The following is a 25,945-nucleotide window of genomic DNA, read 5'->3' on the forward strand; positions in this document are numbered from 1 at the left end:
GGTCTGAGTAACTCAGTTCTTTTTTTAAGACAAATTTAAATGACAAAGTTTTAAATTTTAATATCTTTGTTGCAATAAAATACAGAAATTATGTTTGGAATAGGAGGAGGCGAATTGGTTTTTATCATGTTTATAGTATTGATGCTTTTTGGATCTGATAAAGTGCCTGAAATGGCTAGAACTATGGGAAAAGCGATGGCGCAACTTAAAAATGCCACCAACGATATTAAAAGCGAAATTCAAAAAGGTGCCGAAGCCAATGGTTTTGATCAAAAAACCTTAGACAGCTTAACTGGTGGAATTAATTCTGAAATTAATAAAGCAAAAACGAGCCTTTTAGGTGAAACATCCAATACTTTTTCTGGAATCACAGATACCTTTACTACTGAAGTAAATAAAACCAAAGATAGTGTGCTAAGTGGTACTGCAAATCCAGACGGAACGACTCTTATCGATGATTTAACTGGTCCCGTAAAACGCCAAATGTAATGCTCGAAAAAATACTTGATCTAGATACCCAATTATTTATTTATCTCAATGCTTTAGGATCCGAAACATACGATGGTCTTTGGCTTATTATTACCAAACAAGTCAATTGGATTCCGCTTTTCCTGCTTCTATTTTATCTTATTTACAAAAAACTAGGTATAAAACAATCCCTTTATTTATTGCTTTTTGTTGCTTTTTTGGTAACAGCAACGGATCAGATAACCAATCTTTTTAAACATACTTTTCAAAGACTCAGACCATGTAATAATCCTGAAATCAATACTTTTATTAGAGTCGTTCAATCACGTTCTTCTTTTAGTTTTTTCTCAGGGCATGCCGCCAATACTATGGCAGTGGCTACTTTTTTATATCTTAATTTCAATAAACAAATCAAGTATTTTGGATTCTTATTTTTATGGCCGTTACTATTTGCTTACAGCCGTATTTATTTAGGATTGCATTACCCAATAGATATACTTTCTGGGTATTTGTTCGGACTAACCACTGGCTTTGTAATGTATAAAGCCTACCAATGGGCACTCCAAAAGAATTTTCCAAAACAGTCAAATTAGTTAGTGTTGAATATGGAGCTAATCTCGCTGTCCGCTGTATCTTTTTGTTTTTAAAGGAAAAACAAAAAGGATGCCGCTACCATCAAGGCTAAGATATCAGGGAATAAAGAGTTTAAAGTTTAAAATAAATAAGAATTATTTTTAATTTTTACTCTAGTTTTTAATCTTAAATCACCCGACTTACTGTCAATCCGTCTCTTATAGGCAATAAAACCGTTTCTATTCTTGGGTCATTTTTAAGTAATTGATTGTATTCTATAAGAACTTTGGTGCTTACATCGTTGGGATGAACTGGTTCTAATACTTTTCCACTCCACAGTACATTATCCGACAAAATTATACCTCCTTTATTCATTTTTGGAAGAATCATTTCAAAATAATTCAAGTAGTTTTCTTTGTCTGCATCGATAAAAACCAAATCAAATTTTAAATCTAAATTAGGAATAATGGCAACTGCTTCACCCAAATGCTGTACAATTTGTTTACCCCAAGGTGATTTGTCAAAATGCTTCCGCTGAAAATCAATCAATTCTTCTTTTATGTCTATAGTGTGCAATTGTCCATTCTCCTGCATGCCTTCGCACAAACACAAAGCCGAGTAACCGGTGTAGGTTCCAATTTCTAGGATATTAACAGGCCGAATCAATTTGGCTAACATACTCAAAACACGTCCTTGAAAATGCCCGCTCAACATTCTAGGCAGCAATATTTTTTGATAGGTTTCTTTGTTTAAAGCGGCAAGTAAAGCTGGTTCTTTTTCAGAATGTTGCTCTATATAATCTTCTAAATCTTGGGAAATAAAATGCATTTTGTGAATGGTTGAAATTTGTAACAAAGGTACAAATCATAAATGAATGTCTTACTTTTTTAATATTTTATACCATTTGCTTAATTTAAAAAAGAATATGACTATCTGTGACTTATACCAATAAAGTTTTATACATATTAGTATATCAATGCAAAAACTTAAATGTGTTTATTTGACACAGATTTCACAAATTCCCACAGATTAATTTGTGAACCCCGAAAGCTATCCTATAGTGTGGACACAACTCCAAAATTTTGGTGTTGAATAAAGCAATTTATTATAGTGATTCCTCTTGACAACGATTTGATTATACCATATCCAAAGGTTTCAACCGTTGGATACAATATTAGGGAGGATTCAATGTCTAAAAAAAATGTTTATCGATACGTTACCCACGGTTAAAACCGCGGGCTATGTTAGAATTGCTGATAAAACTGGATCTTAATAAAATTGATTTATTAAGAATACGTAAAAAAAAAGGGCTAATATTTGTGTCCACACGATAGGAAAGCTTTCAGGGGTGAAATCTCTGTCAAGAAAATCAATTATGGTCTCCTTAACGGATAGTTATTAAAAATAACCCGTTGGGTGAAATTATTTTTGACCACATAGAAACATAGAATTTATAGTTTTTAAAAGAAAAAGATAGACGTTTTACTACTCACATAGCTATTCTATGTGTGAAATAGTGCTATTTCTATTTATTCTTTGCCTATTTAGCATCCATCTATGATTCTATGTGGTTAAATTTTTATTTTACTTGAATTTCACCCAACGGGTTAAAAATAATGTAATCCTCTCCCCGTAGAGTTCTTTAAAAACGTCCATGCTACGCAAATGTCTCTGACTTTGTGTTTCTTTAAGTTTTTGTAAAACGGAATAGTGATAAAAGTCTCCCGACTTTTTCCGTAATTTATTTTAGAACTGTTTGCATTTCAAAAGCTAAAAAAAACTACAAAGTAGCAGTATTGTCATTTTGTATTTTTTTAATTTTTGTTTAAAGTGGGAGCGTTTGAATTTATCACTAAACGATCTGTTTTCTAAGTTGTATACTGGAAAAGTCCGCAGACTTCTCAAAGCGGGTGCGTTAACGGGGATTTGTAATCCGTAAACGTAAAGAATAGAAACAAAAAAGGCATTTTAAAAAAAAACTAGAATTAATTCGAAAACTGAATGAAGTTACATTTAATTTAGATAGTTAGAATACTCTATCGATTTACAGTATGTACACGAATAGCAAATTCGCTCTATTTTGATTTTTTACGCTAGATAAGAAAGTGCTTACTGGCTATTTAAGATAAGATTTTAAGTTGTTGAGGGTTTGTAAAGGCATTGATGCTAAATTTTGGATATTTAGTGGAGATAACAGGTTGTTAATTTCACTAACATACTGATGTTAAGATAAATAGTTTGATTTAATTATGAGTTGACAGATGACAAATGTTTGTTAAAATGTAAAAAGCATCCAATAATATTTTTATTTTTGTTTAAAATATTATTAAAAACATTAAACAAAATTATCATGAAAAATCTAAAAGTAGTTGCTTTATCCTTATTTGTTGCAGCATTTGGTTTTAATGTCCATGCTCAAAAAAACAAAACAGTTGTTGAAAATGCTATCGCTTCAAAAGATCACACCACTTTGGTAGCTGCCGTTACAGCTGCCGGACTTGTGGAAACCTTATCCGGAAAAGGTCCGTTTACAGTTTTTGCACCAACGAATGAGGCTTTTACAAAATTGCCGACTGGAACCGTTGAGACTTTGTTGAAACCAGAAAACAAAGCGATGTTACAAGCTGTATTAACGTACCATGTAATTGCAGGTAGTTTAGATAGCAAAGCAGTTGTAGCAGCCATTAAAAAAGGAAATGGAACAGCAACTGTAACTACAGTGCAAGGGGGTAAATTGAAAGCATCACTTAGTGGTAAAAACGTTATTCTAACAGACGAAAAAGGAAATACTTCTACAATTGTGGCAGTAGATATAATATCGTCTAATGGAATAATACACGTAATTGATTCGGTTGTTTTGCCTAATTAAACCTGGCTCTTACGAGTCTAAGTGAAGTCTTTGGAATGCGCTACGCAATGTCTCATGATTTTGTGTTTTTTTAAAAGTTCTTGAAGTCCGTAAAGCTGCCCAGCTCTTCGAAGTATATAAAACTTTGTCTTGCAGGCTCCGCAAATGTCTCATGACTTTGCGTTTTTTTGAAAGTTCTTGCGAGCCATAAAAGTGAAAAAAGTCTCCCGACTTTTTCCGTGAATTTTTTAGAATAATATCTATAAAAAAACCTCGCAATTTGCGAGGTTTTTTAGTTATAATGTCCTTTAGCGGAATAAATTAAAACAGTTTCTTGTATAACTTCATAAACCAGTCGGTGTTCAAGATTTATTTTACGAGACCAAGAACCAGTTAAGCTGTGTTTTAAGGGTTCGGGTTTGCCAGTTCCTTCAAAAGGGTGCTGGGTAACTTCGTTTAACAAAACGAATAATTTTTTTAAAATAGCTTTATTGCCTGATTTTTTGTGAAAGTCAATATCGCTTTTGGCTTGGTCGGAAAAGCCTAACTGATAACTCATTACAATCCTAAAAAGCTTTGTAAATCTTCTTTTTTAACACGAGTAGATTTACCGTCTTTGAATTCTTGTTTGCTTTGTTCTATTTTAGAGACAAATTCAGGATTGTATGGGTTTTCTTCAGAAATTTCAAATTTGATTTTGAAAGCTTTTACAATAGCTTTCAATGCGTCAATTTGTTCTTTGTTTGTTGGGTGCGCTATAAATATATTTTGTGTTGGCATAATTAATTATTTAGCTGTTAATCTATTGCTTCTGTTTGAAATTCTTAGTCTTTAATGTTTTTTGAAATAAATGATTTGAAACAAATACAGAATACTTAACAAAGATATGAAAAAACAGAACAAAGATTATTTAAACCTCATTTTCTTAAAATTTCACTATCAAAACAACAATTCAACAAAATGTCATTAAATTTGCAGCATGCAAATCGAGAAAAAAGACATACGATCACTATCCAAAGACCAATTGAGAGATTTTTTTGTAACCAACGGGGATAAAGCTTTCCGTGGGAATCAAGTATATGAATGGTTGTGGAGCAAAGGGGCACATAGTTTTGAAGACATGACCAATGTGGCCAAAAGTACTCGTGGCATGCTCGAAGAACATTTTGTGATAAACCACATCAAAGTAGATACCATGCAACGAAGTGAGGACGGAACGGTGAAGAATGCCGTTCGGTTACATGATGGTTTGGTGGTCGAAAGTGTTTTGATTCCTACCGCAACTAGAACTACGGCTTGTGTATCGAGCCAAGTGGGTTGTAGTTTGGATTGTAATTTTTGTGCTACTGCTCGGTTAAAGCGTATGCGTAATTTGGAGCCAGCCGAAATTTACGATCAAGTGATTGCTATTGATAAAGAAAGCAGACTGTATTACAATCATCCATTGTCGAATATTGTTTTTATGGGTATGGGAGAGCCCCTTATGAATTACAATAATGTTCTCAAAGCTATCGAAATGATTACTTCTCCAGAAGGTTTAGGAATGTCGCCCAAACGAATTATGGTTTCTACCTCGGGTGTTCCTAAAATGATTAAAAAATTGGCAGATGATGAGGTAAAATTCAAATTGGCAGTTTCTTTGCACTCCGCAATTGATGAAATTCGTTCCCGAATAATGCCTTTTAGTGAAAATTTCCCCTTGGCAGATTTAAGAGAATCATTAGAATATTGGTATCGAAAAACGAAAAGCAAAATATCCTACGAGTATGTTGTCTGGAAAGATATTAACGACAACAAAGCGTCGATAGATGCATTGGTTAAATTCTGTAAATATGTTCCTTGCAAAGTAAATCTTATCGAGTACAATCCAATAGACGATGGTGAATTTCAACAAGCTTCTGAAGAATCTATAAATGCGTATATAAAAGCGCTAGAAGCTAGTGGAATTGTGGTAAAAGTAAGAAGAAGTCGTGGTAAAGATATTGATGCCGCATGCGGACAATTGGCCAATAAAGAAGCGTAAACAAAAAAAGTCCAGAAATAAAAAAGCATTAAAAAGAACAATCCAGTTCCTTTTAATGCTTTTTGTGTTTTAATAAAACGGTTTATTTTTTCAATTCTATTGTTGTAGTAACACCCGCAATAGTTACAGTTGCAAGATTGTCACATTCTCCTGTTCCAAAATCGACCAAAGCTTCGGTGTCATTTTTAACTTTAAGAACAGTTCCAGAAACTGGAAATGGTTTTTTACAAGCCGCTAAAAAACGCAAAGGCGTTTTAATAGTATTAGAACATTTGTCTCCATTTGGCATGGTGGTAGAGCCACTTCCAGTTACAAGGAAAACATTATCGTCCCAATTTTCTTTAGTTTCATATCCTTCAACCATTTCTCTAACTCTGTTGCCAGTTCTAGTATATGTTTTTCCATCTTCAAAAGTAATTGTCAGATCAATTGAACAAGCAGAAACTGGGTGAACAGCAGCTAATAGTTCAGTGCTTTTTAGAGATCTTGTTATCGTTTTGGTACCTTGAAGTTTTTTGCCATTATGCATAAATCCATCAAAACTATACGTAATGGTTTGTTCTGAAGTGTTGAAGTTTGCAGAAAAAGTGATGGACATTTTTCCTTTCAAAACATTTCCGTTTTCAAGAGCACAGCCTTCTGTGCCAAAATCAATTGTTCCAGTAAAAAGCCCATCAACCAATGTCCAAGTGACTTTTGCGCATGCAGGCAACATACTTTTCATTGTTTCTGTAGACTTACTAGTCATTCCTTGTTTCATAGTGAATTGGTCTTCAACTATATTCGAAACATCGTCTACCGAGGCATCAATTTTTGCATCAACTGCAACTTGTTCTGCTGAAATAGCAGTCGAAGAATCTTGAGTTTTGTCTGATGAGGTACAGCTAGTAAATAATGCTACAGCCATTAAAGAAGCAATAAATAAATTCTTTGTTTTCATAATTAATAGTTTTTAAGGTTCGTTTATAGTTATTAGATGATAAATTGATTAAAAGGTTTAATGGTATAATAATTTTAATATTCTAACAATTAAATCATTAGAAGTTATATTTGTTTTAAAATTTATTTGATGGTATAATTGTAAATTATAGTGTAACTATAAAAGGTGCAGTAAATTTGCTTTTTTTATAAAGTTAGAATCATAATAAAATACATTTTAGAGAGAAGAGTATTTTGAGTGAAATAAAGATGTATTTTTATTTTTAGGAATAAAATATTAAATACACTATCTACAATATATAACGTTTTTTTATTTAAAATAGTATATTTGACATCTAAATGAATATCACTACACAAATAAAGCAGCCCATTGTTTATGAAATGGAACTTTTTGAAAAAAAGTTCTATGAATCGATGACTTCACAAGTGGCTTTGCTTAACAGAATTACCTATTATATAGTCAATAGAAAAGGTAAACAAATGCGTCCTATGTTTGTTTTTTTGATGGCAAAGATGGTTTCCAAAGGAACTGTAAATGAAAGAACCTATCGTGGCGCCTGTGTAATTGAACTGATTCATACCGCAACTTTGGTCCATGATGATGTAGTGGATGATAGTAATCGAAGACGAGGTTTTTTTTCAATAAATGCGCTTTGGAAAAACAAAATTGCTGTTTTGGTAGGCGATTATTTGTTGTCTAAAGGCTTATTGCTTTCTATTGATAATGAAGATTTTGATTTATTGAAAATAATATCGGTAGCCGTTCGCGAAATGAGTGAAGGCGAATTACTCCAAATAGAAAAAGCCCGTAGACTCGATATTACAGAAGACATTTATTATGAAATCATTCGAAAAAAGACGGCTACTCTTATTGCAGCCTGTTGTGCTCTTGGTGCAAAATCGGTGATTGATGATGAAGTTCAGGTAGAGAATATGCGTAAATTTGGAGAACTCATTGGAATGGCTTTTCAAATCAAAGACGATTTATTTGATTATTCTGAAGAAGCTATTGGTAAACCAACCGGAATCGACATCAAAGAACAAAAAATGACCTTACCTCTTATTTACGTACTCAACAATTGTACTCCAAAAGAGAAAAGTTGGCTCATCAATTCGATAAAAAACCACAATAAGGACAAAAAAAGAGTCAAAGAAGTGATCACTTTTGTAAAAGACAATCAAGGTTTGGCTTACGCCGAAAATAAAATGATTGAATTTCAACAACAAGCCCTAGAGTTGTTGAATGCTTATCCTGAATCTGACTATAAATCAGCATTGATTCTAATGGTCAACTATGTTATAGAAAGGAAAAAATAAATTTTATTACTTATAAAAGATTGATATTTAATCATTTAACGGATTGGTTTAAATTTATTTTCTTTTTTTTTGCAATCGCATACAACCTTTTTTATTTTTTTCTCGTCTATACAAATAGAAACACTTTATTAACCATTTTGAAAGTAATTAATTTACATCAGGAAGAAAATGAACTAATCGATTTGGCTGTCGCAAACAATCGACAAGCACAACAACGTATTTATGCTAAATTTTCTCCAAAAATGTTAGGTGTTTGCAGACAGTACATTAAAGACATTCACATAGCCGAAGACGTTATGATTACCGCTTTCATGAAAATGTTTGTCAATTTAACTCAATTTGAAAAGAAAGGTAGTTTTGAAGGTTGGATTCGCAGAATTATGATTAATGAATGCATTTCGAGTATTAGAGCATACAAAAAGGTAAATTTCATTGAGGATTCCAATGGTTATGATGAGATTGTGTATGAAACAGATTTGCAATTTTCTGTCGAAGATATCCAGAGTTTGATAGATAGTTTACCAGATGGTTATAAAATTGTGTTTAATCTATTTGTAATTGAAGGATACAAGCATAAAGAAATAGCAACTATGTTAGGAATTAATGAAGGAACTTCAAAATCACAATTCTCACAAGCTAGAAAGATGTTGAAGAGTCAAATTGAGATTTTGAAAAATAGAGAAAAGAATTATTAAGATTCTGTTGTCAAAACAATTTCTTTTAAAAATAAAATAGGATGAAAAAAAGTGTAATAGAGAAGCAAATTAAAGAGAAGCTTGCTACTCGTGAGTTTACTCCATCTCCATCTTCCTGGGATAGATTGGACGCTATGTTGGCAGTTACAGAAAAACCGAAACGCAATTTTAAGTGGGTTTATTTTGCTGCAAGTGTTTTGGGTTTTTTGCTCATAAGCACATTGTATTTTAATCAAAATCAGGAAGAAATTGCCATTCCAAAGAATGATATTGTGGTTAATGAACCTAAAATTGTTCCTGAGAAAAAAAACAATTCGACACCTCAATACATTTCCAAGAAAATAATGGTAAAAAGTATTGTTTTAGAGTCGTATAAGGTTGAAAAAAAATCCAATGAGTCAAATAGCAGTTATGTTTCCACAAAAATAGAAAAGCAAGTAGTTCAAACAGAAGAAACCCAAGAACAACAAATACCAATCATCTACCAAATCATCAGTCAAAAAGCGGAACAGCAAGTTGTTTTGCGAAAATCTAAATATGTTAATGTTGACGAACTATTAGCATCGGTAGATCCTCTTTCTAAAAAGAAGAATTCTAGTATTCTACAATCAACAGTTAAAGTAAATTCAAATGAATTGCTTTCTCAAGTTGACGGCGAATTGGAACTTAGTTTTAGAGAAAAAGCGCTTAAAGTGGTCAATCAAAAAATAAAAACGGTAACTGTAGCTTTAAGCAATCGAAATTCAGAATAAATCATCAATCACATTTAAGAAAACCAAACATGAGAAATTTTAAAATTTACTTAGTAGTATTTGCATGCCTTTTTGTAGGCAAAATTCACTCCCAGAATTCATTCGAAAACAGAACAAAAGAAGTTGCTTCCAAGATAGAGACGGTCGTAAAAGAAGAAAAGGAGAAATTAAAAACCCAGGTAGAGGAAGTGAATGTCGAATTATCCGAAAATAAAATTACAACGGAGGAAGCCGATAAAAAGAAGAAAAAATTAGCCGAAGCCTCAGCTATTGCAATTGAAGATCAAGTGGCAAAACTTGAACTAGAATTGCATGGAATAGTACAGGACAAAGTGGACGGAAAGTTAAAAAGCTCGGCTAAAGATTCGTCAGCTTCCATTAGTATTCATTTTTCAAAAGATTACTTCGAAAAGAGAGCCAGTAAAGGGGAGAAAAGAACCACTTCTCAGTTTGTGTTTGCTTTTGGGGCCAATAATTTAGTCACTGACAAACAAGTTGCCCATTCGGATTTTAAATATTGGAAATCACATTTCTATGAGTGGGGTTTTACATCTAATACCAGAATTTTGAAAGAGGATAATTTGTTGCATTTTAAATACGGTCTGTCATTGATGTATAATAATTTAAGAGCGACAGACAACAGATATTTCGAAAAAAATGGAGCACAGACTGATTTGCTAACCAGTACGTTTCATTTGGACGAATCCCGTTTTAGAAATGTGTATATAATGGTTCCGATGCATTTGGAATTTGATTTTACTAAAAAAGAAATTCGTGATGATGCCGATTATTTCAGAACACATAAAAGTTGGAGAGTTGGTTTGGGAGGGTATGCAGGTTTCCGAATAAAATCAAAACAGATTCTTTGTTTTGATGATGCTAATGGAAATGGTGTGGAGCAAAAAACCAAAGGAAACTATAATGTAAATGACTTTAATTATGGGTTGAGTACTTATGTGGGTTATGAATCAACAAGTTTGTATTTGAAATATGATTTACAGCCTTTATTTGAAAAGAATTCTGTGGATCAAAATAATATATCGTTAGGACTTCGTTTCGATTTTAATTAAAAAATTTTTAATTTGTTTTTTAACCCTTTCAGAGTTTCAAACTCTGAAAGGGTTAATATTTTCAAAAACTTAGTAACTTAGCGCCTTAGTAACTTAGAAACTTTAAAATAAATTGATATCACAAGCAACCGTAGATACTGTTTTTGAAACTGCACGAGTAGAGGAAGTTATTGGCGATTTTGTACAACTTAAACGTGCAGGAAGTAACTTTAAAGGATTAAGTCCCTTTTCTGATGAGCGTTCTCCTTCCTTTATGGTGTCGCCAGCAAAAGGGATTTGGAAAGATTTTAGTTCAGGTAAAGGGGGTAATTCCGTGGCTTTCTTGATGGAACACTCCCATTTTACCTATCCGGAAGCCATTCGATATTTGGCCAAAAAATACAATATTGAGATTGAAGAGACAGAACAATCAGACGAGGAAAAGTTAAATACAGACGTTCGCGAAAGCATGTATTTGGTTTCTGAATTTGCCAAAACCTATTTTCACGATACGCTTTTGAATTCAGAAGAAGGAAAAGCCATTGGTCTTTCGTATTTTAAAGAACGTGGTTTTACTAATGCGACTATCAAGAAATTTGCTCTGGGATATTCGCCAGAAACTTGGGATGCTTTTACCAAAGAAGCACTAGGTAAGGGGTATAAAATGGAATTCCTTGAAAGTACAGGATTGACCATCGCTAGAGAAGATCGTCCCTTTGACCGATTCAAGAACAGAGTGATGTTCCCCATTCAAAGTATGTCGGGAAGAATACTTGGTTTTGGAGGTCGAATTTTGACTAACGATAAAAAAGCCGCGAAATATTTAAACTCTCCCGAGAGTGAAATTTATCATAAAAGTAAAGTTTTGTATGGTATTTTTCAAGCCAAGCAATCTATAGCCAAGTTGAACAATTGTTTTTTGGTTGAAGGATATACGGATGTAATCCAGTTCAATCAAGCGGGTATAGAGAATGTCGTTGCTTCTTCGGGTACTGCTCTTACGCCAGATCAAATTCGATTAATTAATAGGTTGACCAAAAATATTACTGTTCTATTTGATGGTGATGCCGCAGGTCTTCGTGCCTCTGTTCGTGGAATCGATTTGATTCTTGAAGAAGGAATGAATGTAAAAGTATGTGCTTTTCCAGACGGAGAAGATCCTGATAGTTTTGCCAGAAAAACTTCTTATGATGATTTGGTTGCTTATTTGGATAGCAATGCGAAAGATTTTATTCAGTTTAAAGCATCTCTTTTAATGAATGATGCCAAGAACGATCCTGTAAAAAAAGCCGATCTTATTCGGGATATGGTTACTAGTATTTCCAAAATTCCGGATCGTATTCAACGAGAAATCTACATACAGGAATGTTCCAGAATAATGGATATTTCGGAACAGGTTTTGATAAGTACATTGGCACAGTTGGTCCAAAAAGATATTTCAGAAGTAGGTAAAAAAGTGAAACAAGAACAAAAAGCTTTTGAAATTGTTAAAAATGAAAATCCTGTTGCTTCTGAAAAAGTAGATGTGCTCTATCGTTTGGAACGAAAAATTATTGAAATTCTTTTATTATATGGAAATAAAACAGAAGAGTTTGAAGATGTTTTTATGAAAACAAACAACGAATCAGGCGAAATCGAAAATGTTATAGAAAAGAAAGAATACAAAGTCTATCAAAGAATTTACTTGAGTTTACAAGAAGATGAGGTGGAACTTGCTAATCCTCTGTTTCGAGATATTTTTAATGATCTAATTCAATATTTTCTGCAAAATGAAAATTTAGAAATCGAAAGGTATTTGATGCAATTGAATGCTGATTTTGCTCAAGAGGTTACCGATATTTTGATGGAAGATGAACGATTGGTATTGCACAACTGGGAAGGTCAGAACATTATACCGAAAACCAAAAATGAAACGATTAGTCAGTATGTATCCGAAACCATTTTGACGATGAGGTGGTATTTGGTGGATAAAATTATTGATGAATTAAAAAACTCTGTATCAAATGAACCAGGTTCAGATAATACAGAGTCTATGGCAATGGCGATGGACTACTATAAACTAATTAATTCTTTTTCGAAAAAACTAGGAAGAGTCATGTCGCGTTACAGTTAAACGATTTCTAAAGTTTTAGCTTTGTTTACTAAATCTACTAGATTCGTAACGTTTAATTTTGTCAACAATCGTAGTTTGTAAGTACTGATTGTTTTTTCGTTGAGCGTTAATATCTCAGCGATTTCGTGGTTTTTCTTTCCGTCACTTAAGTAACGCAATACTTCTACTTCACGATTGGAAAGTTTTCTGTACAAACGTTCGCTTTTGCTTTGTTTTGCAATCAAAGCAATGTTTTTCATAACGGCTTCGTTCATAATTATTTTTCCTTGGTTTACTTTGATAATCGATTGACCCAAAGTTTCCAGTTTTTCGGTTTTGTGAACAAATCCAGAAACTCCTGCTTTAATAGCATTTGGAGCGTAAATCTGTTCTGATAGACCGCTGTAAAAAATAATTTTTGTTTTAGGAAAGTTTTTCAAAACCGATTTGATTTCGAAAATACTAGCTAGACCTTCAAGCTCTAGATCCAATACAAGAACATCTATTTCTTTTGTAAGAAGGATGTCTTTTACCATAGCGAAATTTCCAACATTTGCAACGATGGAGATTTCTGAATGGTCTTTGAAGTACGATTTTATTCCAAAATGTACGACAGGATAGTTATCTGCTAAACAAACTTTAATCATGGTATTGTGTTTTAGGATTGTTTTTGAAGGTATAAAATTATAAAAAATATTTTATATAAGTCTAATTTTTCGGACAAATAATATTTTTTTAACAGTTTATAGCGCAAACTGGTATTGGATTCATCTTATGTTGGTTGTTTTGATTCAGTTTTTTGTAAATTTTTAACACTTCTTTTTGACGATCATCTAGTTTATTTTCAGCGATTTCTGTGTCGTTTATACACATTGCCCATTCCAATTCGTCATAAGTTGCTCCCAATTGATCTTCGTCAGAGCGGTCATCACCAAAAAGTCCATCTGTAGGAGCGGCTGTTAATATAGAAGTTGGAATTTTAAGATAGGCGCCCAATTCAAATACTTCCGATTTCATTAAATCGGCAATTGGACTCAAATCAACACCTCCATCTCCATATTTTGTATAAAAACCAACTCCAAAATCTTCTACTTTGTTTCCAGTCCCTGCAACTAATAATCCATGGATTCCAGCAAAGTAATATAATGTTGTCATTCTTAAGCGTGCTCTGGTATTGGCAAGTGACAAATTTACTTTACTTATATCATCTATAACTGGAACTTCAATTTTGAAAGTTTCAAAAACAGACGTTAAATCTGCAATACTATTTGACACGTTTGGAAATCTGTTTTTTAATTGTTCAATATGTTCCTTTGCTCTAGATACATGACTTGGTGCTTGATGAATTGGCATTTCAATACACAATACTTTTAAACCTGTTTGTGCACATAGTGTTGAGGTAACTGCAGAATCCACCCCGCCTGAAATTCCGATTACAAATCCATTGACTTTTGAATTTTCAGCATAGCTTTTAAGCCATTCTACAATATGAGTATTTACTTTTTCGATTTGAAGTGTTCTTTTTTTAGTCATAATAGTTTAAGTTTTAAAAAGCAGGAATGTATATTTGCAAAAAAATTAAGTTCAATGTTTTCTAATTTTCATTGGAAACAAATTTAAATAAAATATTACGATTGAATAGAGTATGTTTCGTATTGGTTGAAAAAGCCAATAACGATTTACGAATTAAGCTCGAAATGAATCTGTGAACTGATAAATATATAAAAAGATATGAAATTTTTTCTATTACCTATTGTTTTTTGTTTGCTGTTTTGGTCTTGTGATCAGAAAAATAAAGTAGAAAAAGCGATCGAAGAAACACCTGTTACTAGTAAAGTAGAACGGTTTGATAAATTATTTTTTGAGACACCTCCTAAAGATTTGGCCAAACTAAAAAAACAGTTCCCGTATTTCTTTTCCCCTAAAGTAAACGATACGGTTTGGTTGAATAAAATGTCGGCGCCTATTTGGAGAGAAGTTTATACTGAAGTGCAAAAGAAATATTCAAATACGGATACTATTCAAAATGAAGTTGAGACATTGTTTAAACATATTAAATATTATTTCCCAAAGACCAAAAATCCAAAAATCATTACGTTAATCTCGGATATGGATCCTAGTAATAAAGCCATTTATGCCGATTCATTGGTTCTTATATCTTTGGAATTGTATTTAGGAAAAGAACATGAATTTTATCAATTTCCTAAATACCTAAAACAAAATTTTGAAGAAAGACAAATGATGCCAGATTTGGTAAGTAGTTTTTCTACAAGGGAAATTGCACCTTCAATAGAAAAGAATTTTTTATCCCAAATGATTTATTTTGGAAAGCAGCTTTACTTGAAAGATATTTTGCTTCCAGAATATAATGATGCCGAAAAAATGGGATATACTCCGGAACAAATTATTTGGTGTCAAGAGAATGAGAGCTATATTTGGCGTTATTTTATAGAACGAGAAATGCTATATAGTGACGAACAAAAATTAACGTCTCGGTTTATAGACCCGGCTCCGTTTTCCAAATTTTATTTAGAAATAGACAATGAATCTCCAGGTCAAGTAGGAGCTTGGATTGGTTGGCAAATCGTACGTTCTTATATGGAAAATAACGAAGTAAATGTCGCGGAATTAATGAAAACAAATGCAAAAGAAATTTTCGAAAAATCAAAATACAAACCCAAGAAATAATGTCAAATAAAAATACCTCAGAAATAAAGTTTTTAGTCGAATTGGATGAAAATCGTGTGCCCGAAAAACTTTTTTGGACCGCAGAAGATGGAGGAGTAGCGCTGTCAGAAACAAAAGCAATTATGCTAAATGTTTGGGACAGCAAAGCCAAAGAAAGCATGCGTATCGATTTGTGGACCAAAGAAATGCCTGTCGATGAAATGAAAATATTCTTTCATCAAACGTTAGTTTCAATGGCCGAAACTTTTAAAAGAGCCACAAATGATGAAAAAATGTCAGATACTATGCTTGATTTCTGCGATTATTTTGCCGAAAAACTGGAACTAAAAAAATAATTATTCTTTTCCGTATAATTTACTGTTACAAACGAATCGTTTATTCGTCTTTCATTAAAACAGTAATTATGAAGAATTTAATTGTAGTATCGTTCGTTTTATTTTTAGTGTCTTGTGGTGCTAATACACCCTATGAAACTTTTAGAAAAGAAAACAAAGAGGAAATTTCCATCTCTTTTGGAGTTTCGAGTTTTGTTGTCAATTCTCTAGTTTGGGACAAAGATTTTAGAGATTTTAGAAAACAGATTTCGGGAATTAAAAAGTACAATGTACTCATTTCAAAATCGAATCCGACTTTTATAAAATCCAACTTTGATACTTTCTTAAAGCAAAATAATTTTGAAGAAATTCTTTATACTGCTAAAGGAAATGATAAAGTCCGTATTTTTTCTTTGGAAAAAGGAGAACAGTTGAAAGAAGTTTTAGTTGAAATCGAAAATGATTCTCAAGTGCTGCTTGTAAAGGTTCAAGGCAATTTAAAAATAAATGATTTTCAAAAATTAATGGCTTTTAATGAAGTGAATTAACTTTTGTTTATTTGGTTATAATTAAAAATCCCAAAGTCATTTGAAAAATGTGCCTTTGGGATTTTTTTTCTCAAATTCATTAAGATATTATTTAGCTTTTCTCTTAATTAACAGTAATTATTGCAAAGGGGTTTTAATTAGCAAAAAGGAATATTTTTTAGTGGGATAATGGTTTTCTTTCCATTTTGGTACTAGTTTACCCGTCTTTTGCTTTAATATTTACAATCCTAAAACAATCATAGGGTCAATATCTAATTTTTGGCTAATGTCTCTTGCAGTTTTTAATGGAGGTTCACTTTTGCCAGTTAAATACTCACTAACTCTAGAAGTGCTAACTCCCAGTAGTTCAGATAAGCGTTTTTGATTTAAACCTTGCTCATACATCCGTAATTTCATAGCCTCTATCAGTGTTGGCGCTTTTATAGGTTCGGTTGCTTCTTCATAATCTGCTACCAAATCTGAAAGTAAATCCAATTCGATAAAGTTTTTATCATTCGCGGGTGTATTGTTATCTACAAGAAGTAATAATTCTTCAATACGGTTTGTTATGGCGATGTATTCTTTTTTTGTCTCTATTGTTCTCATGGTCTTTAAATGTTTGAACAGTTTATTTTGTCATATTCTGCATGCGTGCCAATAAATCGAATATACACTTTTCCAGAAGCGAAAATAATAATGGCAATTAGTCTGTAATCATTGCCTTTAATGTTGAAAACATATCGATTATTGCCAACATAATCTACAGTGTTAAAAGTTTTTTTTATATCACTTAATGTGTTCCATTCACTTCTTTTGGTTTTAAAATACCAATCGCTCAAAGCAACATCGGAATTGGAATGTTTTTTTGTAAAGTCTTTTATTTTTGTAAAGGTTACTATTCTCATAGGTTAAAATCTATTACAAATATACAGATAATTTTGATTAATAAAACTTAATTTTGAATAGTGTGATTTTTTTACTTTATTTATAATGAGTTGTCTAGTTTTTCGAGATCTTCTCTAAGGATATAATGTTGGAGCTATTACGTCTCGTTTTTTACTCTTTACTGGTTTGAGTTTTTATTTCCGCTTGTGAGACGGCTCTAGCGCGTAAACACAAACTGGGGATTACATCCAAAAGTAGAAAAAATGCATTTAGGTACGAGTCATAGACATCGTGCTATCGGAGAGAAATTAGATTTGAAAAAATAAGTAAAAATTTTAATTATAAAAAGAATCCCAAAACTAGCAATAATGTAGTTTTGGGATTTTTTTTTTAGGTTTTGACAGTTTTAAAACTCAGAATTGTTTTTGTTTACTTCTTCGTTCACTTCTCCTATGTAGCTTAATAGCTCTTCTTTTCCAGTAGATTCTGTTGCAGAAGTGACAAAATAATGTGGCATTTCGGCCCAGTTATTGGCAAACATTTTCTTTTTGTATGCTGCAATATGGGAATCAATTTTTACTTTACTAATTTTGTCCGCTTTGGTGAATATTATACAAAACGGAATTTCACTTTCTCCCATATAAGACATGAATTCAATGTCGATAGTTTGTGCTTCAAGGCGAATGTCAATTAATACAAAAGCACAAACTAATTGTTCTCTTGATTCAAAATAATCAGTGATAAATTCTTGAAAAATAGATTTAGTTTTTTTGGAAACCTTCGCATAACCATATCCAGGTAAATCAACCAAAAACCAATTGTTGTTGATTAGGAAATGATTTATAAGTTGTGTTTTTCCTGGTCTTCCAGAAGTTTTTGCTAATTTTTTATGATTAGTTAACATATTAATCAATGATGATTTCCCAACATTGGATCGGCCTATAAAAGCATATTCTGGTAAAAAGTCCTTTGGGCATTTGCTCACATCGGAGTTGCTTATTACGAATTCGGCAGTATTAATTTTCATGTTTTTTTTTGTAAAATTCTACTTAAATATTAATGCTCCGCTAAATGGGTGTGTGTCAACCAATCTTCAAGATGGGTATTAAATTCTTCTGGATGTTCCATCATAGCCGCATGACCACATTTGTCAATCCAATATAAAGTAGAATTGGGTAATAATTTATGAAATTCCTCGGCAACATCTGGAGGGGTAACTTTGTCATTTCTTCCCCAAATAATACAAGTTTGAACGTGCATTTTTGGTAAATCTTTCGCCATATTATGTCGAATGGCACTTTTGGCAATAGTCAATGTTTTTATTAATTTTATACGATCATTTACTGTTGCGTATACTTCGTCAATAAGTTCTGGAGTAGCAATTTTTGGATCGTAAAAAACATCTTCTGCTTTTTTCTTAATGTATTCGTAGTCGCCTCTTTTTGGGTAACTGTCTCCCATGGCGCTTTCGTACAATCCTGAGCTTCCAGTAATTACAAGTCCTGATACTTTTTCCGGAAACATTTTGGTGTGGTATAATGCGATGTGACCACCTAGTGAGTTTCCTAAAAGAATAACTCGGTCTAGTTTTTTGAAAGTAATGAAGTTTTTTACATAAACTGCAAAACTCTTCACATTAGTTTTTAAAATATTTTGAGTGTAAATAGGTAAATCCGGGATGATGATTTTGTATCCTTTATTAGAAAAATAACTTGCTACTGCGTCAAAATTGCTTAGTCCTCCCATCAAACCGTGTAAAATTACAATAGGAATTCCTTCGCCTGCTTCATAATAGCTGTATTTACCTTCTTTTTTATAGTATTTTTCCATGTTTTTTATGCCAAATTCAATTTGCAACAAATATAGGGTTTATAAAATTAAAAAGAATTTTAGTAGCAAATTTTTAACCATTTAATGTTTTGATTGAATTCAACCCTCATTTTTTAAATTTTCACCTTTTTTTTCAGCGTATAAAATCAATTCTTTTCTAAATCAAAAAGCTTTTTTTTTATCCTAGTTTTTGATATTTATGAACATAACACAATCTTTCTTACAATTAAAGTAAAAGAAGGCTAATGACTTGATAGTCCATAAACTAAGGGTTTCTGTCTCAAAGTGGTTAAACTTATTAACAAAGTGGGATATAGTGGTAAAATGTGGTAATATTTTATATATTTTTGCTTTATACAAATAACATAATTTACTTGGACACAATTATAGGGACATATGAGTGTAAAGTCGATGCCAAAGGAAGAGTTTTATTACCAGCTCCTCTAAAAAAGCAATTGGCTTCTTCTCTTCAAAACGGTTTTGTTTTGAAGCGTTCTGTGTTTCAACCCTGCCTCGAATTGTATCCTATGGCAGAATGGGATTTGATGATGAAAAAAATCAACAAGCTCAATCGATTTGTAAAAAAGAACAATGACTTTATTCGTCGTTTTACTGCTGGTGTAAAAGTGGTAGAAATTGACGCATTGGGTAGATTGTTGGTTCCTAAAGATTTAGTGGTTTTTGCCAGTATTTTTAAAGATGTGGTTTTTTCATCGGCAGTAAATATTGTAGAGATTTGGGATAAAGATTTGTATGAAAAATCAATAGATGGCGAAGATGTAGATTTTGCAGATTTGGCCGAAGAGGTAATGGGTAATTTAAATGACGACGACAATGGAATATCATAATCCAGTATTGCTTCACGCTTCTGTAGATGGTTTGAATATAAAGCCAGATGGGGTTTATGTTGATGTAACGTTTGGTGGCGGTGGTCATTCAAAAGAAATCTTGAGTAGACTGGGTCCAAACGGAAAATTGTTTGCTTTTGATCAAGATGAAGACGCTTTGGCGAATGCTTTACCAGACGAAAGATTTACGCTTATCAACGAAAATTTTAGATTCATCAAAAGGTTTCTTCGTTTTTATGGGGTAAAAAGTGTTGATGGAATTTTGGCAGATTTAGGTGTTTCTTCCCATCAATTTGATGTGCCCGAAAGAGGATTCTCCACTCGTTTTGATGCCGAGTTGGATATGAGAATGAGTCAGAAAAATGATTTGAATGCGTATCGAGTGGTCAATGAGTATGATGAAGCAAATCTTAGAAGGGTTTTTCTTGATTATGGTGAACTTAAAAATGCACCCGTTTTATCAAGAACAATTATTGAGGCTAGAGAGCATCAGCCAATAAGAACTACTGATGAATTGAAAGAAGTTTTAGCTAAATATTTGCCTGAAAGAGTTCGAAATAAAATATTAGCTCAAATTTACCAAGCGATTCGAATAGAAGTGAATCAGGAAATGGATGTTTTGAAAGAGTTTTTAGAGCAATCATTAGAAATATTAGCTCCCGAAGGAAGATTAAGTGTAATTTCTTATCACTCATTGGAAGACCGACTAGTGAAAAGATTTATCAAAAACGGGATGTTCGAAGGAGAACCTGAACGTGATTTTTTTGGAAATTTTTCTGTTCCTTTTAAAACTATTGGAAAATTAATTGTTCCGGATAATGATGAGATCAAAATAAACAATAGAGCCCGAAGTGCTAAGTTGAGAATTGCAGAGAAAAAGGAAAAAGTTTAATTGTTTAAAAGTTTAAGGATTTAATTGTTTTAAGAGTTGTTGTTTGTATTTACTAGTTTGACAATGATATCCTGACAGATAACTAACAACCCATTATAGACAACTATAACAGATAACCCATAACGGATAACCTATAGCGGACAACCCACAACAAAATAGAATAATACGGAATGAAAGGCGGAATTTACAGCATATTAAAAGCTCAGTTTCTTATAGACGATAACGCTATCAGAAATTGGCGTTTTATTGTTTTTTTGATTTTGCTTGCTATTATTATGATTGCCAATACACAACGATACGAACAAAAAGTATTCAAGATTGTTGAATTGACCAATAAAGTCAAAGAATTACGTTCGGAATTTGTAGACAAGCGTTCGGAGTTGATGAAACTAAAAATGGAATCTACAATCTCGGATAAAATGGTTGAAAAGCAAATTTTTCCATCAACCGTTCCTCCTGTTAAAATTGAAGTTAAAGAAAATGACGAGAAAAATTTCTTAGAAAAATTATGGCAGTAGATGATAAATACATATCCTATAGAACCTATTTGGTCGCCTTTTTCATCTTTTTGATGGCAATGGCTATTGTCGTTAAGTTAACAAATATTCAGTGGGTAGATGGGAAACATTATAGACAATTGGCAAAAGAAAGAACGGTAAGGAATTTTGTTATTCCTGCCAATAAAGGGAATATCTATTCTGCAGATGGAAGTCTTTTGGCTACTTCTATTCCAAATTATAGTATACGTTTTGATGCTGTTGCTCCAAAAACAGAAACATTTGAAAAAAACATAAAATTATTATCCGATTCTTTGGCTTTTGTACTTAGAAAATCAAGTAGTTCAATTCAAAATGAATTAAGACGAGCAAGAGCAAATAAAAACAGGTATTATTTGGTAGCGCAAGATCTTAGTTATACCCAATATATGAAAATTAAAGGGTTTCCATTGTTTAAGTTGGGAGCCTATAAAGGTGGGATTATTGTTGAGCAAAAAACAGTTCGTGAACATCCAATTGGTAAGATTGCTGAACGTACTATTGGTTATGAGCGAAATATGGGAGGTTATTCAGATGGGAAAGGGATAGAATGGGCATACCGTAATTATCTTAATGGTAAAGATGGTAAAATATTAAAACAAAAAATTGCTCAAGGACAATGGAAACCCATTCGAGATGTTAACGAAGTAGAACCACAAGATGGTTATGATGTTATTTCAACTATTGATGTTTACATTCAAGATATTGCGCATCATGCCTTATTGAAACAATTGGAAGAATATCAAGCAGATCACGGTTGCGTTGTTGTTATGGAGACCAAAACAGGTCAGATAAAAGCAGTTTCAAATCTGGGCAGAGCAACAGATGGTAGTTATTATGAGACTACCAATTATGCTTATGCAGAGTCTCATGAACCTGGTTCAACTTTTAAATTGGTTGGTTTAATGACAATATTGGAAGATAAAGTGGCCGATACAAGTACCGTTTTTAATAGTCATGGTGGCGTAATTACTTATTCGGGTCGTAAAGTAACAGATTCGCACGAAGGAGGATATGGTAAAATATCTTTGGCTCGTGGATTTGAAGTTTCTTCGAATACTATTATGGCGCAAGCGGTGTATAATAATTACAAAAGCAATCCTACTAAATTTGTCAATCATGTTAATTCGTATGGATTAAACAAAAAGTTAGGGCTGATTTTTAAAGGAGAAGGAAAGCCATTTATACCACAACCAAGTGATAAAAACTGGTCTAATATTACTTTGCCTTGGATGGCTTTTGGTTATGGAGTTTCAGTTACGCCATTACAAACATTGACGTATTATAATGCTGTAGCTAATAATGGAGTAATGGTAAAACCACAACTGGTTACTGAAATAAAAGCTTGGAATAAAACTATTAAAAAGTTCAATACTGAAGTTATGAATCCAAGGATATGTTCTCCTGAAACTATTTTAAAACTAAAAGCTGTTTTGGCCAATGTGGTCAAAAAAGGAACCGCATCAAAATTATACTCTAAAGATTTTTCTATGGCAGGGAAAACAGGAACCGCTCAAGTAAATTACGCTTCAAATGGAGGGCTAGACAAACATTATGCTTCTTCTTTTGTGGGCTATTTTCCAGCAAATAATCCCAAATATTCTTGTATTGTAGTGGTTCATAAACCCAATACAGCCAACAATAATTACTATGGAGCAGACGTAGCTGGTCCCGTTTTTAAAAGAATTGCTCAAAAAATTTATACCGATACTCCTTCTACAAATGTTATAAAAAAACTGGATGGATCTGTGCCAAAACAAGAAGCCAATTACAATTCTTATTTTGTAAAAAACCAAAAGGAATTTAAATATATTCCAAATGTAAGAGGAATGTCGGGGATGGATGCTGTTGCCTTATTAGAAAATTTAGGAATTAAAGTAAAAGCTGTTGGTGTTGGAAAAGTAAAAAAACAATCCATCCAAGCAGGGCAAAATATTGTAAAAAATTCAACTATACTATTGGAATTATCATGAGTATATTAAAAGACATATTATATAAAGTAGCAATAGAATCTGTTTCAGGTTCTACAGAAATTGCAGTGAACAAATTGGAATTTGACTCTAGAAAGATCCAAAAAAACGATGTTTTTATAGCCATTCGCGGTTCACTTTCCAATGGGCATGATTTTATTGAAAAAGCAATTGATTTAGGAGCGGTAGCAGTTATTTGTGATAGACTTCCTGTGAGTTTGACTGCTGGAATAACTTATGTTTGTGTGAAAGACACTAACGCAGCATTGGCTTTTATGGCTTCCAATTTTTTTGGAAATCCATCACAAAAAATAAAATTAGTTGGTATTACGGGAACGAATGGCAAAACAACAATTGCTTCTTTATTATACCAATTGTTTAAAAAAGCAGGTTTCAAAGTTGGTTTGTTGTCAACAGTTAAGATTTTGGTAGATGATGTTGAATACAAAGCAACTCATACAACGCCTGATTCGATTACAATTAATCATTATTTGAAAGAAATGATTGATTCGGATGTAGAATATTGTTTTATGGAAGTGAGTTCACATGGGATTCACCAAAAGAGAACCGAAGGATTGCATTTTGTAGGTGGCATTTTTACAAATTTGTCCCACGATCATTTAGACTATCATCCCACTTTTGCTGAGTATAGAGATGTCAAAAAAAGCTTTTTTGACCAATTGTCTACAAGTGCTTTTACATTGTCAAATATTGATGACAAGAATGGACAAGTAATGCTTCAAAATACAAAAGCAAGACGTTTGACCTATGCTTTAAAAACGTATGCCGATTACAAAGCTCAAATTCTGGAGAATCAGTTGTCGGGTTTGTTGTTGAAAATAAATGGAAATGAAGTTTGGGTGAAATTAATTGGAACTTTTAATGCTTACAATCTTTTGGCAATTTATGGAACTGCGGTAGAGTTGGGATTGGATAGTTTGGAAGTATTACGATTAATGTCGGAATTGGAGAGCGTTTCTGGTCGTTTTCAATTTATAGTTTCCAATTCAAATATTACGGCTATTGTAGATTATGCGCACACGCCAGATGCATTGGAAAACGTGTTGAACACCATTAACGATGTTCGTACAAAAAACGAACAATTAATTACGGTTGTAGGTTGTGGTGGAAATAGAGATACTGCAAAACGCCCTATTATGGCAAATATCGCTTCTGTATTGAGTGATAAGGTTATTTTGACTTCGGATAATCCTAGAAATGAGGATCCTGAAGTAATTATTCAAGAAATGGAAAAAGGGATTGAAGCTCAGAACTTCAAGAAAATTTTGTCAATCACAGACAGGTTTCAAGCAATTAAAACAGCTTGTCAATTGGCACAGCCCAATGATATTATATTAATTGCAGGTAAAGGACACGAAACCTATCAAGAAATTAAAGGGGTTCGTCATGATTTTGATGATATGAAAAATGTAAAAGAAATTTTAGAACAACTTTTAAAATAAAATAATATGCTATACTACTTATTTCAATATTTAGACAAAGTTATGGATGTTCCTGGAACAGGAGTTTTTCAATACATTACATTTAGATCATCATTGGCATTGATGTTATCCTTGCTATTGTCAACTATATTTGGAAAGCGTATTATTGGATTTTTAAGCAGACAACAAGTTGGAGAAACGGTTCGTGAACTGGGCTTAAAAGGACAAAATGAAAAAGCGGGTACTCCAACAATGGGAGGTATTATCATCATTTTTGCAACCCTTCTTCCGGTTTTGCTTTTTGCCAAGTTACAAAACATCTATATTCTTTTGTTGATTGTTACCACTTTGTGGATGGGTACAATTGGTTTTATTGATGATTATATTAAAATTTTCAAAAAAGACAAACAGGGACTTAAGGGGATTTTTAAAGTTTTCGGACAAGTAGGACTAGGAGTGATTGTTGGTTCGGTTCTTTATTTTAGTCCAGCAGTTACGGTTCGAACAGATACAGCAAAAGTAGATATTTACAAACAAACTACAGAAACGGTAGTAAATCAAGCTTCATTAGAAGAGAAATCTACAGCTACAACAATACCTTTTTTTAAAAATAATGAATTTGATTATGCCGAGTTGTTGGCTTGGACTGGTGAAGGTTATGAAAAATGGGCATGGTTGATTTTTATTCCTGTTGTTATTTTTATTATTACTGCAGTTTCAAATGGTGCCAATTTAACAGATGGAATTGATGGTCTGGCTGCTGGAACTTCGGCGATTTCGGTTTTTGCATTAGCGATTTTCACCTTTGTTTCGGGTAATATTATTTTCTCTAATTATTTGAATATAATGTATATCCCCAATTCGGGAGAAATGACGGTTTTTATTGCCTCGTTTCTGGGCGCCCTCATTGGATTTCTTTGGTACAATTCTTATCCTGCGTCTGTATTTATGGGAGATACCGGAAGTTTGACTATTGGCGGAATCATTGCCGTGTTGGCTATTGCGGTTCGAAAAGAAATGTTGATTCCTTTATTGTGTGGAATCTTTTTAGTCGAAAACTTCTCTGTTGTTTTGCAAGTCAGTTATTTTAAATACACAAAGAAACGTTTTGGCGAAGGACGAAGGATTTTTTTAATGTCCCCACTTCACCATCATTATCAAAAGAGGGGGTATCACGAAAGTAAGATTGTAACACGGTTTTGGGTTGTTGCTATTATGTTGGCCATATTGTCAATTGTAACTCTGAAATTGAGATAA

General features: G+C 32.7%; 28 protein-coding genes. 18 read left to right on the forward strand and 10 right to left on the reverse strand.

The genetic code is table 11. The annotated features are described in order from the left end of the window. Nucleotides 1-90: 90 nt before the first annotated feature. Entirely contained in the window at nt 91-489 is a 399-nt protein-coding gene (locus AC8GF4_RS02360; protein WP_506592416.1) for a Sec-independent protein translocase subunit TatA/TatB, read from the forward strand. Continuing rightward, on the forward strand, nt 489-1,061 hold the full coding sequence (locus AC8GF4_RS02365; RefSeq protein ID WP_506592418.1) for a phosphatase PAP2 family protein: 573 nt from the start codon (nt 489-491) through the stop codon (nt 1,059-1,061). Before AC8GF4_RS02360 ends, AC8GF4_RS02365 begins: the two co-directional genes overlap by 1 nt. Nucleotides 1,062-1,227: 166 nt before the next feature. Here the strand turns inward: AC8GF4_RS02365 and AC8GF4_RS02370 are convergent, their stop codons facing one another. Then, nucleotides 1,228-1,869, reverse strand: a complete 642-nt coding sequence (locus tag AC8GF4_RS02370; protein ID WP_506592420.1) for an O-methyltransferase — start codon at nt 1,867-1,869, stop codon at nt 1,228-1,230. Nucleotides 1,870-3,391: 1,522 nt separating this feature from the next. On the opposite strand from AC8GF4_RS02370, the gene AC8GF4_RS02375 reads away from it, so the two are divergent. Next, the gene (locus AC8GF4_RS02375) at nt 3,392-3,910 is read left to right on the forward strand and encodes a fasciclin domain-containing protein (protein ID WP_506592422.1); all 519 of its coding nucleotides are present in this window, start codon (nt 3,392-3,394) and stop codon (nt 3,908-3,910) included. A 271-nt stretch (nt 3,911-4,181) separates the two neighbouring features. Here AC8GF4_RS02375 and AC8GF4_RS02380 read toward each other — a convergent pair whose 3' ends face one another. Then, nucleotides 4,182-4,448, reverse strand: a complete 267-nt coding sequence (locus AC8GF4_RS02380; RefSeq protein WP_506592424.1) for a Txe/YoeB family addiction module toxin — start codon at nt 4,446-4,448, stop codon at nt 4,182-4,184. Further along, nucleotides 4,448-4,669: a DUF2683 family protein gene (locus AC8GF4_RS02385; protein ID WP_506592426.1), complete on the reverse strand. Its 222-nt coding sequence runs from the start codon at nt 4,667-4,669 to the stop codon at nt 4,448-4,450. Before AC8GF4_RS02385 ends, AC8GF4_RS02380 begins: the two co-directional genes overlap by 1 nt. Nucleotides 4,670-4,868: 199 nt before the next feature. Between AC8GF4_RS02385 and rlmN the strand changes: the two genes are divergently transcribed. Further along, nucleotides 4,869-5,912, forward strand: coding sequence for a dual-specificity RNA methyltransferase RlmN (gene rlmN / locus AC8GF4_RS02390; protein ID WP_506592428.1), 1,044 nt, complete (start codon nt 4,869-4,871; stop codon nt 5,910-5,912). Between the two features lie 82 nt (nt 5,913-5,994). On the opposite strand, the gene AC8GF4_RS02395 is transcribed toward rlmN, so the two are convergent. After that, nucleotides 5,995-6,852 (reverse strand): hypothetical protein, encoded by an 858-nt coding sequence (locus AC8GF4_RS02395; RefSeq protein WP_506592430.1) that lies wholly within the window; start codon nt 6,850-6,852, stop codon nt 5,995-5,997. Between the two features lie 338 nt (nt 6,853-7,190). Here AC8GF4_RS02395 and AC8GF4_RS02400 point away from each other — a divergent pair, with 338 nt between their 5' ends. The 5 genes from AC8GF4_RS02400 to dnaG all read left to right on the forward strand — a co-directional run bounded on the left by AC8GF4_RS02400 (nt 7,191) and on the right by dnaG (nt 12,777). Continuing rightward, the gene (locus tag AC8GF4_RS02400; RefSeq protein ID WP_506592432.1) at nt 7,191-8,168 is read left to right on the forward strand and encodes a polyprenyl synthetase family protein; all 978 of its coding nucleotides are present in this window, start codon (nt 7,191-7,193) and stop codon (nt 8,166-8,168) included. Nucleotides 8,169-8,305: 137 nt separating this feature from the next. Continuing rightward, the gene (locus tag AC8GF4_RS02405) at nt 8,306-8,863 is read left to right on the forward strand and encodes an RNA polymerase sigma factor (RefSeq protein WP_506592434.1); all 558 of its coding nucleotides are present in this window, start codon (nt 8,306-8,308) and stop codon (nt 8,861-8,863) included. Between the two features lie 41 nt (nt 8,864-8,904). Continuing rightward, nucleotides 8,905-9,615 (forward strand): hypothetical protein, encoded by a 711-nt coding sequence (locus tag AC8GF4_RS02410; protein WP_506592436.1) that lies wholly within the window; start codon nt 8,905-8,907, stop codon nt 9,613-9,615. Between the two features lie 29 nt (nt 9,616-9,644). Beyond that, the gene (locus AC8GF4_RS02415) at nt 9,645-10,685 is read left to right on the forward strand and encodes a hypothetical protein (protein ID WP_506592437.1); all 1,041 of its coding nucleotides are present in this window, start codon (nt 9,645-9,647) and stop codon (nt 10,683-10,685) included. Nucleotides 10,686-10,797: 112 nt separating this feature from the next. Continuing rightward, nucleotides 10,798-12,777, forward strand: coding sequence for a DNA primase (gene dnaG / locus AC8GF4_RS02420; RefSeq protein WP_506592439.1), 1,980 nt, complete (start codon nt 10,798-10,800; stop codon nt 12,775-12,777). Here the strand turns inward: dnaG and AC8GF4_RS02425 are convergent. Together AC8GF4_RS02425 and nadE are read right to left on the reverse strand one after the other, a co-directional pair. Continuing rightward, complete coding sequence (locus AC8GF4_RS02425) at nt 12,774-13,403, reverse strand: LuxR C-terminal-related transcriptional regulator (RefSeq protein ID WP_506592441.1); 630 nt, start codon at nt 13,401-13,403, stop codon at nt 12,774-12,776. The genes dnaG and AC8GF4_RS02425 overlap by 4 nt on opposite strands. A gap of 88 nt (nt 13,404-13,491) precedes the next feature. Continuing rightward, entirely contained in the window at nt 13,492-14,289 is a 798-nt protein-coding gene (nadE, locus tag AC8GF4_RS02430; RefSeq protein WP_506592443.1) for an NAD(+) synthase, read from the reverse strand. A gap of 198 nt (nt 14,290-14,487) precedes the next feature. Between nadE and gldB the strand changes: the two genes are divergently transcribed. The 3 genes from gldB (at nt 14,488) to AC8GF4_RS02445 (ending at nt 16,306) form a co-directional block, all read left to right on the forward strand. Beyond that, nucleotides 14,488-15,444, forward strand: a complete 957-nt coding sequence (gene gldB, locus AC8GF4_RS02435; protein WP_506592445.1) for a gliding motility lipoprotein GldB — start codon at nt 14,488-14,490, stop codon at nt 15,442-15,444. Further along, nucleotides 15,444-15,779, forward strand: coding sequence for a gliding motility protein GldC (gene gldC, locus AC8GF4_RS02440; RefSeq protein ID WP_506592447.1), 336 nt, complete (start codon nt 15,444-15,446; stop codon nt 15,777-15,779). Before gldB ends, gldC begins: the two co-directional genes overlap by 1 nt. 68 nt (nt 15,780-15,847) lie before the next feature. Beyond that, nucleotides 15,848-16,306, forward strand: a complete 459-nt coding sequence (locus AC8GF4_RS02445) for a DUF4252 domain-containing protein (RefSeq protein ID WP_506592449.1) — start codon at nt 15,848-15,850, stop codon at nt 16,304-16,306. 219 nt (nt 16,307-16,525) lie between these two features. On the opposite strand, the gene AC8GF4_RS02450 is transcribed toward AC8GF4_RS02445, so the two are convergent. The 4 genes from AC8GF4_RS02450 to AC8GF4_RS02465 form a co-directional block, all read right to left on the reverse strand. Further along, nucleotides 16,526-16,891: a helix-turn-helix domain-containing protein gene (locus AC8GF4_RS02450; RefSeq protein WP_506592451.1), complete on the reverse strand. Its 366-nt coding sequence runs from the start codon at nt 16,889-16,891 to the stop codon at nt 16,526-16,528. Between the two features lie 5 nt (nt 16,892-16,896). Next, on the reverse strand, nt 16,897-17,190 hold the full coding sequence (locus AC8GF4_RS02455; protein WP_506592453.1) for a type II toxin-antitoxin system HigB family toxin: 294 nt from the start codon (nt 17,188-17,190) through the stop codon (nt 16,897-16,899). Between the two features lie 386 nt (nt 17,191-17,576). Continuing rightward, the gene (gene yihA / locus AC8GF4_RS02460; protein WP_506592455.1) at nt 17,577-18,197 is read right to left on the reverse strand and encodes a ribosome biogenesis GTP-binding protein YihA/YsxC; all 621 of its coding nucleotides are present in this window, start codon (nt 18,195-18,197) and stop codon (nt 17,577-17,579) included. Between the two features lie 29 nt (nt 18,198-18,226). Next, nucleotides 18,227-19,000, reverse strand: coding sequence for an alpha/beta fold hydrolase (locus AC8GF4_RS02465; protein ID WP_506592457.1), 774 nt, complete (start codon nt 18,998-19,000; stop codon nt 18,227-18,229). Between the two features lie 374 nt (nt 19,001-19,374). Here AC8GF4_RS02465 and AC8GF4_RS02470 point away from each other — a divergent pair, with 374 nt between their 5' ends. The 6 genes from AC8GF4_RS02470 (at nt 19,375) to mraY (ending at nt 25,945) form a co-directional block, all read left to right on the forward strand. After that, nucleotides 19,375-19,848, forward strand: a complete 474-nt coding sequence (locus AC8GF4_RS02470; protein ID WP_506592459.1) for a division/cell wall cluster transcriptional repressor MraZ — start codon at nt 19,375-19,377, stop codon at nt 19,846-19,848. Beyond that, on the forward strand, nt 19,823-20,740 hold the full coding sequence (gene rsmH, locus AC8GF4_RS02475) for a 16S rRNA (cytosine(1402)-N(4))-methyltransferase RsmH (protein WP_506592461.1): 918 nt from the start codon (nt 19,823-19,825) through the stop codon (nt 20,738-20,740). The genes AC8GF4_RS02470 and rsmH overlap by 26 nt, the downstream gene beginning before the upstream one ends. A 170-nt stretch (nt 20,741-20,910) precedes the next feature. Continuing rightward, nucleotides 20,911-21,258 (forward strand): FtsL-like putative cell division protein, encoded by a 348-nt coding sequence (locus tag AC8GF4_RS02480; RefSeq protein ID WP_506592463.1) that lies wholly within the window; start codon nt 20,911-20,913, stop codon nt 21,256-21,258. Further along, a complete protein-coding gene (locus AC8GF4_RS02485) occupies nt 21,249-23,249 on the forward strand; it encodes a PASTA domain-containing penicillin-binding protein (RefSeq protein WP_506592465.1) in 2,001 nt (666 codons plus the stop codon). Before AC8GF4_RS02480 ends, AC8GF4_RS02485 begins: the two co-directional genes overlap by 10 nt. After that, on the forward strand, nt 23,246-24,709 hold the full coding sequence (locus tag AC8GF4_RS02490) for a UDP-N-acetylmuramoyl-L-alanyl-D-glutamate--2,6-diaminopimelate ligase (RefSeq protein ID WP_506592467.1): 1,464 nt from the start codon (nt 23,246-23,248) through the stop codon (nt 24,707-24,709). The genes AC8GF4_RS02485 and AC8GF4_RS02490 overlap by 4 nt, the downstream gene beginning before the upstream one ends. 6 nt (nt 24,710-24,715) lie before the next feature. Beyond that, nucleotides 24,716-25,945 carry a phospho-N-acetylmuramoyl-pentapeptide-transferase gene (gene mraY, locus AC8GF4_RS02495; protein WP_506592469.1) on the forward strand — a complete coding sequence of 410 codons (1,230 nt, stop codon included), beginning with the start codon at nt 24,716-24,718 and terminating at the stop codon, nt 25,943-25,945.

The sequence above is a fragment of the Flavobacterium rarum (SeqCode) genome (assembly GCF_965234445.1).
GTDB classification, from domain to species: domain Bacteria; phylum Bacteroidota; class Bacteroidia; order Flavobacteriales; family Flavobacteriaceae; genus Flavobacterium; species Flavobacterium rarum.

Coding starts and splice junctions, on each gene's coding strand:
- AC8GF4_RS02360 (WP_506592416.1), top strand. CDS start 91: ATGTTTGGAATAGGAGGAGGCGAATTGGTTTTTATCATGTTTATAGTA.
- AC8GF4_RS02365 (WP_506592418.1), top strand. CDS start 489: ATGCTCGAAAAAATACTTGATCTAGATACCCAATTATTTATTTATCTC.
- AC8GF4_RS02370 (WP_506592420.1), bottom strand. CDS start 1,869: ATGCATTTTATTTCCCAAGATTTAGAAGATTATATAGAGCAACATTCT.
- AC8GF4_RS02375 (WP_506592422.1), top strand. CDS start 3,392: ATGAAAAATCTAAAAGTAGTTGCTTTATCCTTATTTGTTGCAGCATTT.
- AC8GF4_RS02380 (WP_506592424.1), bottom strand. CDS start 4,448: ATGAGTTATCAGTTAGGCTTTTCCGACCAAGCCAAAAGCGATATTGAC.
- AC8GF4_RS02385 (WP_506592426.1), bottom strand. CDS start 4,669: ATGCCAACACAAAATATATTTATAGCGCACCCAACAAACAAAGAACAA.
- rlmN (WP_506592428.1), top strand. CDS start 4,869: ATGCAAATCGAGAAAAAAGACATACGATCACTATCCAAAGACCAATTG.
- AC8GF4_RS02395 (WP_506592430.1), bottom strand. CDS start 6,852: ATGAAAACAAAGAATTTATTTATTGCTTCTTTAATGGCTGTAGCATTA.
- AC8GF4_RS02400 (WP_506592432.1), top strand. CDS start 7,191: ATGAATATCACTACACAAATAAAGCAGCCCATTGTTTATGAAATGGAA.
- AC8GF4_RS02410 (WP_506592436.1), top strand. CDS start 8,905: ATGAAAAAAAGTGTAATAGAGAAGCAAATTAAAGAGAAGCTTGCTACT.
- AC8GF4_RS02415 (WP_506592437.1), top strand. CDS start 9,645: ATGAGAAATTTTAAAATTTACTTAGTAGTATTTGCATGCCTTTTTGTA.
- AC8GF4_RS02425 (WP_506592441.1), bottom strand. CDS start 13,403: ATGATTAAAGTTTGTTTAGCAGATAACTATCCTGTCGTACATTTTGGA.
- nadE (WP_506592443.1), bottom strand. CDS start 14,289: ATGACTAAAAAAAGAACACTTCAAATCGAAAAAGTAAATACTCATATT.
- gldB (WP_506592445.1), top strand. CDS start 14,488: ATGAAATTTTTTCTATTACCTATTGTTTTTTGTTTGCTGTTTTGGTCT.
- gldC (WP_506592447.1), top strand. CDS start 15,444: ATGTCAAATAAAAATACCTCAGAAATAAAGTTTTTAGTCGAATTGGAT.
- AC8GF4_RS02445 (WP_506592449.1), top strand. CDS start 15,848: ATGAAGAATTTAATTGTAGTATCGTTCGTTTTATTTTTAGTGTCTTGT.
- AC8GF4_RS02450 (WP_506592451.1), bottom strand. CDS start 16,891: ATGAGAACAATAGAGACAAAAAAAGAATACATCGCCATAACAAACCGT.
- AC8GF4_RS02455 (WP_506592453.1), bottom strand. CDS start 17,190: ATGAGAATAGTAACCTTTACAAAAATAAAAGACTTTACAAAAAAACAT.
- yihA (WP_506592455.1), bottom strand. CDS start 18,197: ATGAAAATTAATACTGCCGAATTCGTAATAAGCAACTCCGATGTGAGC.
- AC8GF4_RS02465 (WP_506592457.1), bottom strand. CDS start 19,000: ATGGAAAAATACTATAAAAAAGAAGGTAAATACAGCTATTATGAAGCA.
- rsmH (WP_506592461.1), top strand. CDS start 19,823: ATGACGACGACAATGGAATATCATAATCCAGTATTGCTTCACGCTTCT.
- AC8GF4_RS02480 (WP_506592463.1), top strand. CDS start 20,911: ATGAAAGGCGGAATTTACAGCATATTAAAAGCTCAGTTTCTTATAGAC.
- AC8GF4_RS02485 (WP_506592465.1), top strand. CDS start 21,249: ATGGCAGTAGATGATAAATACATATCCTATAGAACCTATTTGGTCGCC.
- AC8GF4_RS02490 (WP_506592467.1), top strand. CDS start 23,246: ATGAGTATATTAAAAGACATATTATATAAAGTAGCAATAGAATCTGTT.
- mraY (WP_506592469.1), top strand. CDS start 24,716: ATGCTATACTACTTATTTCAATATTTAGACAAAGTTATGGATGTTCCT.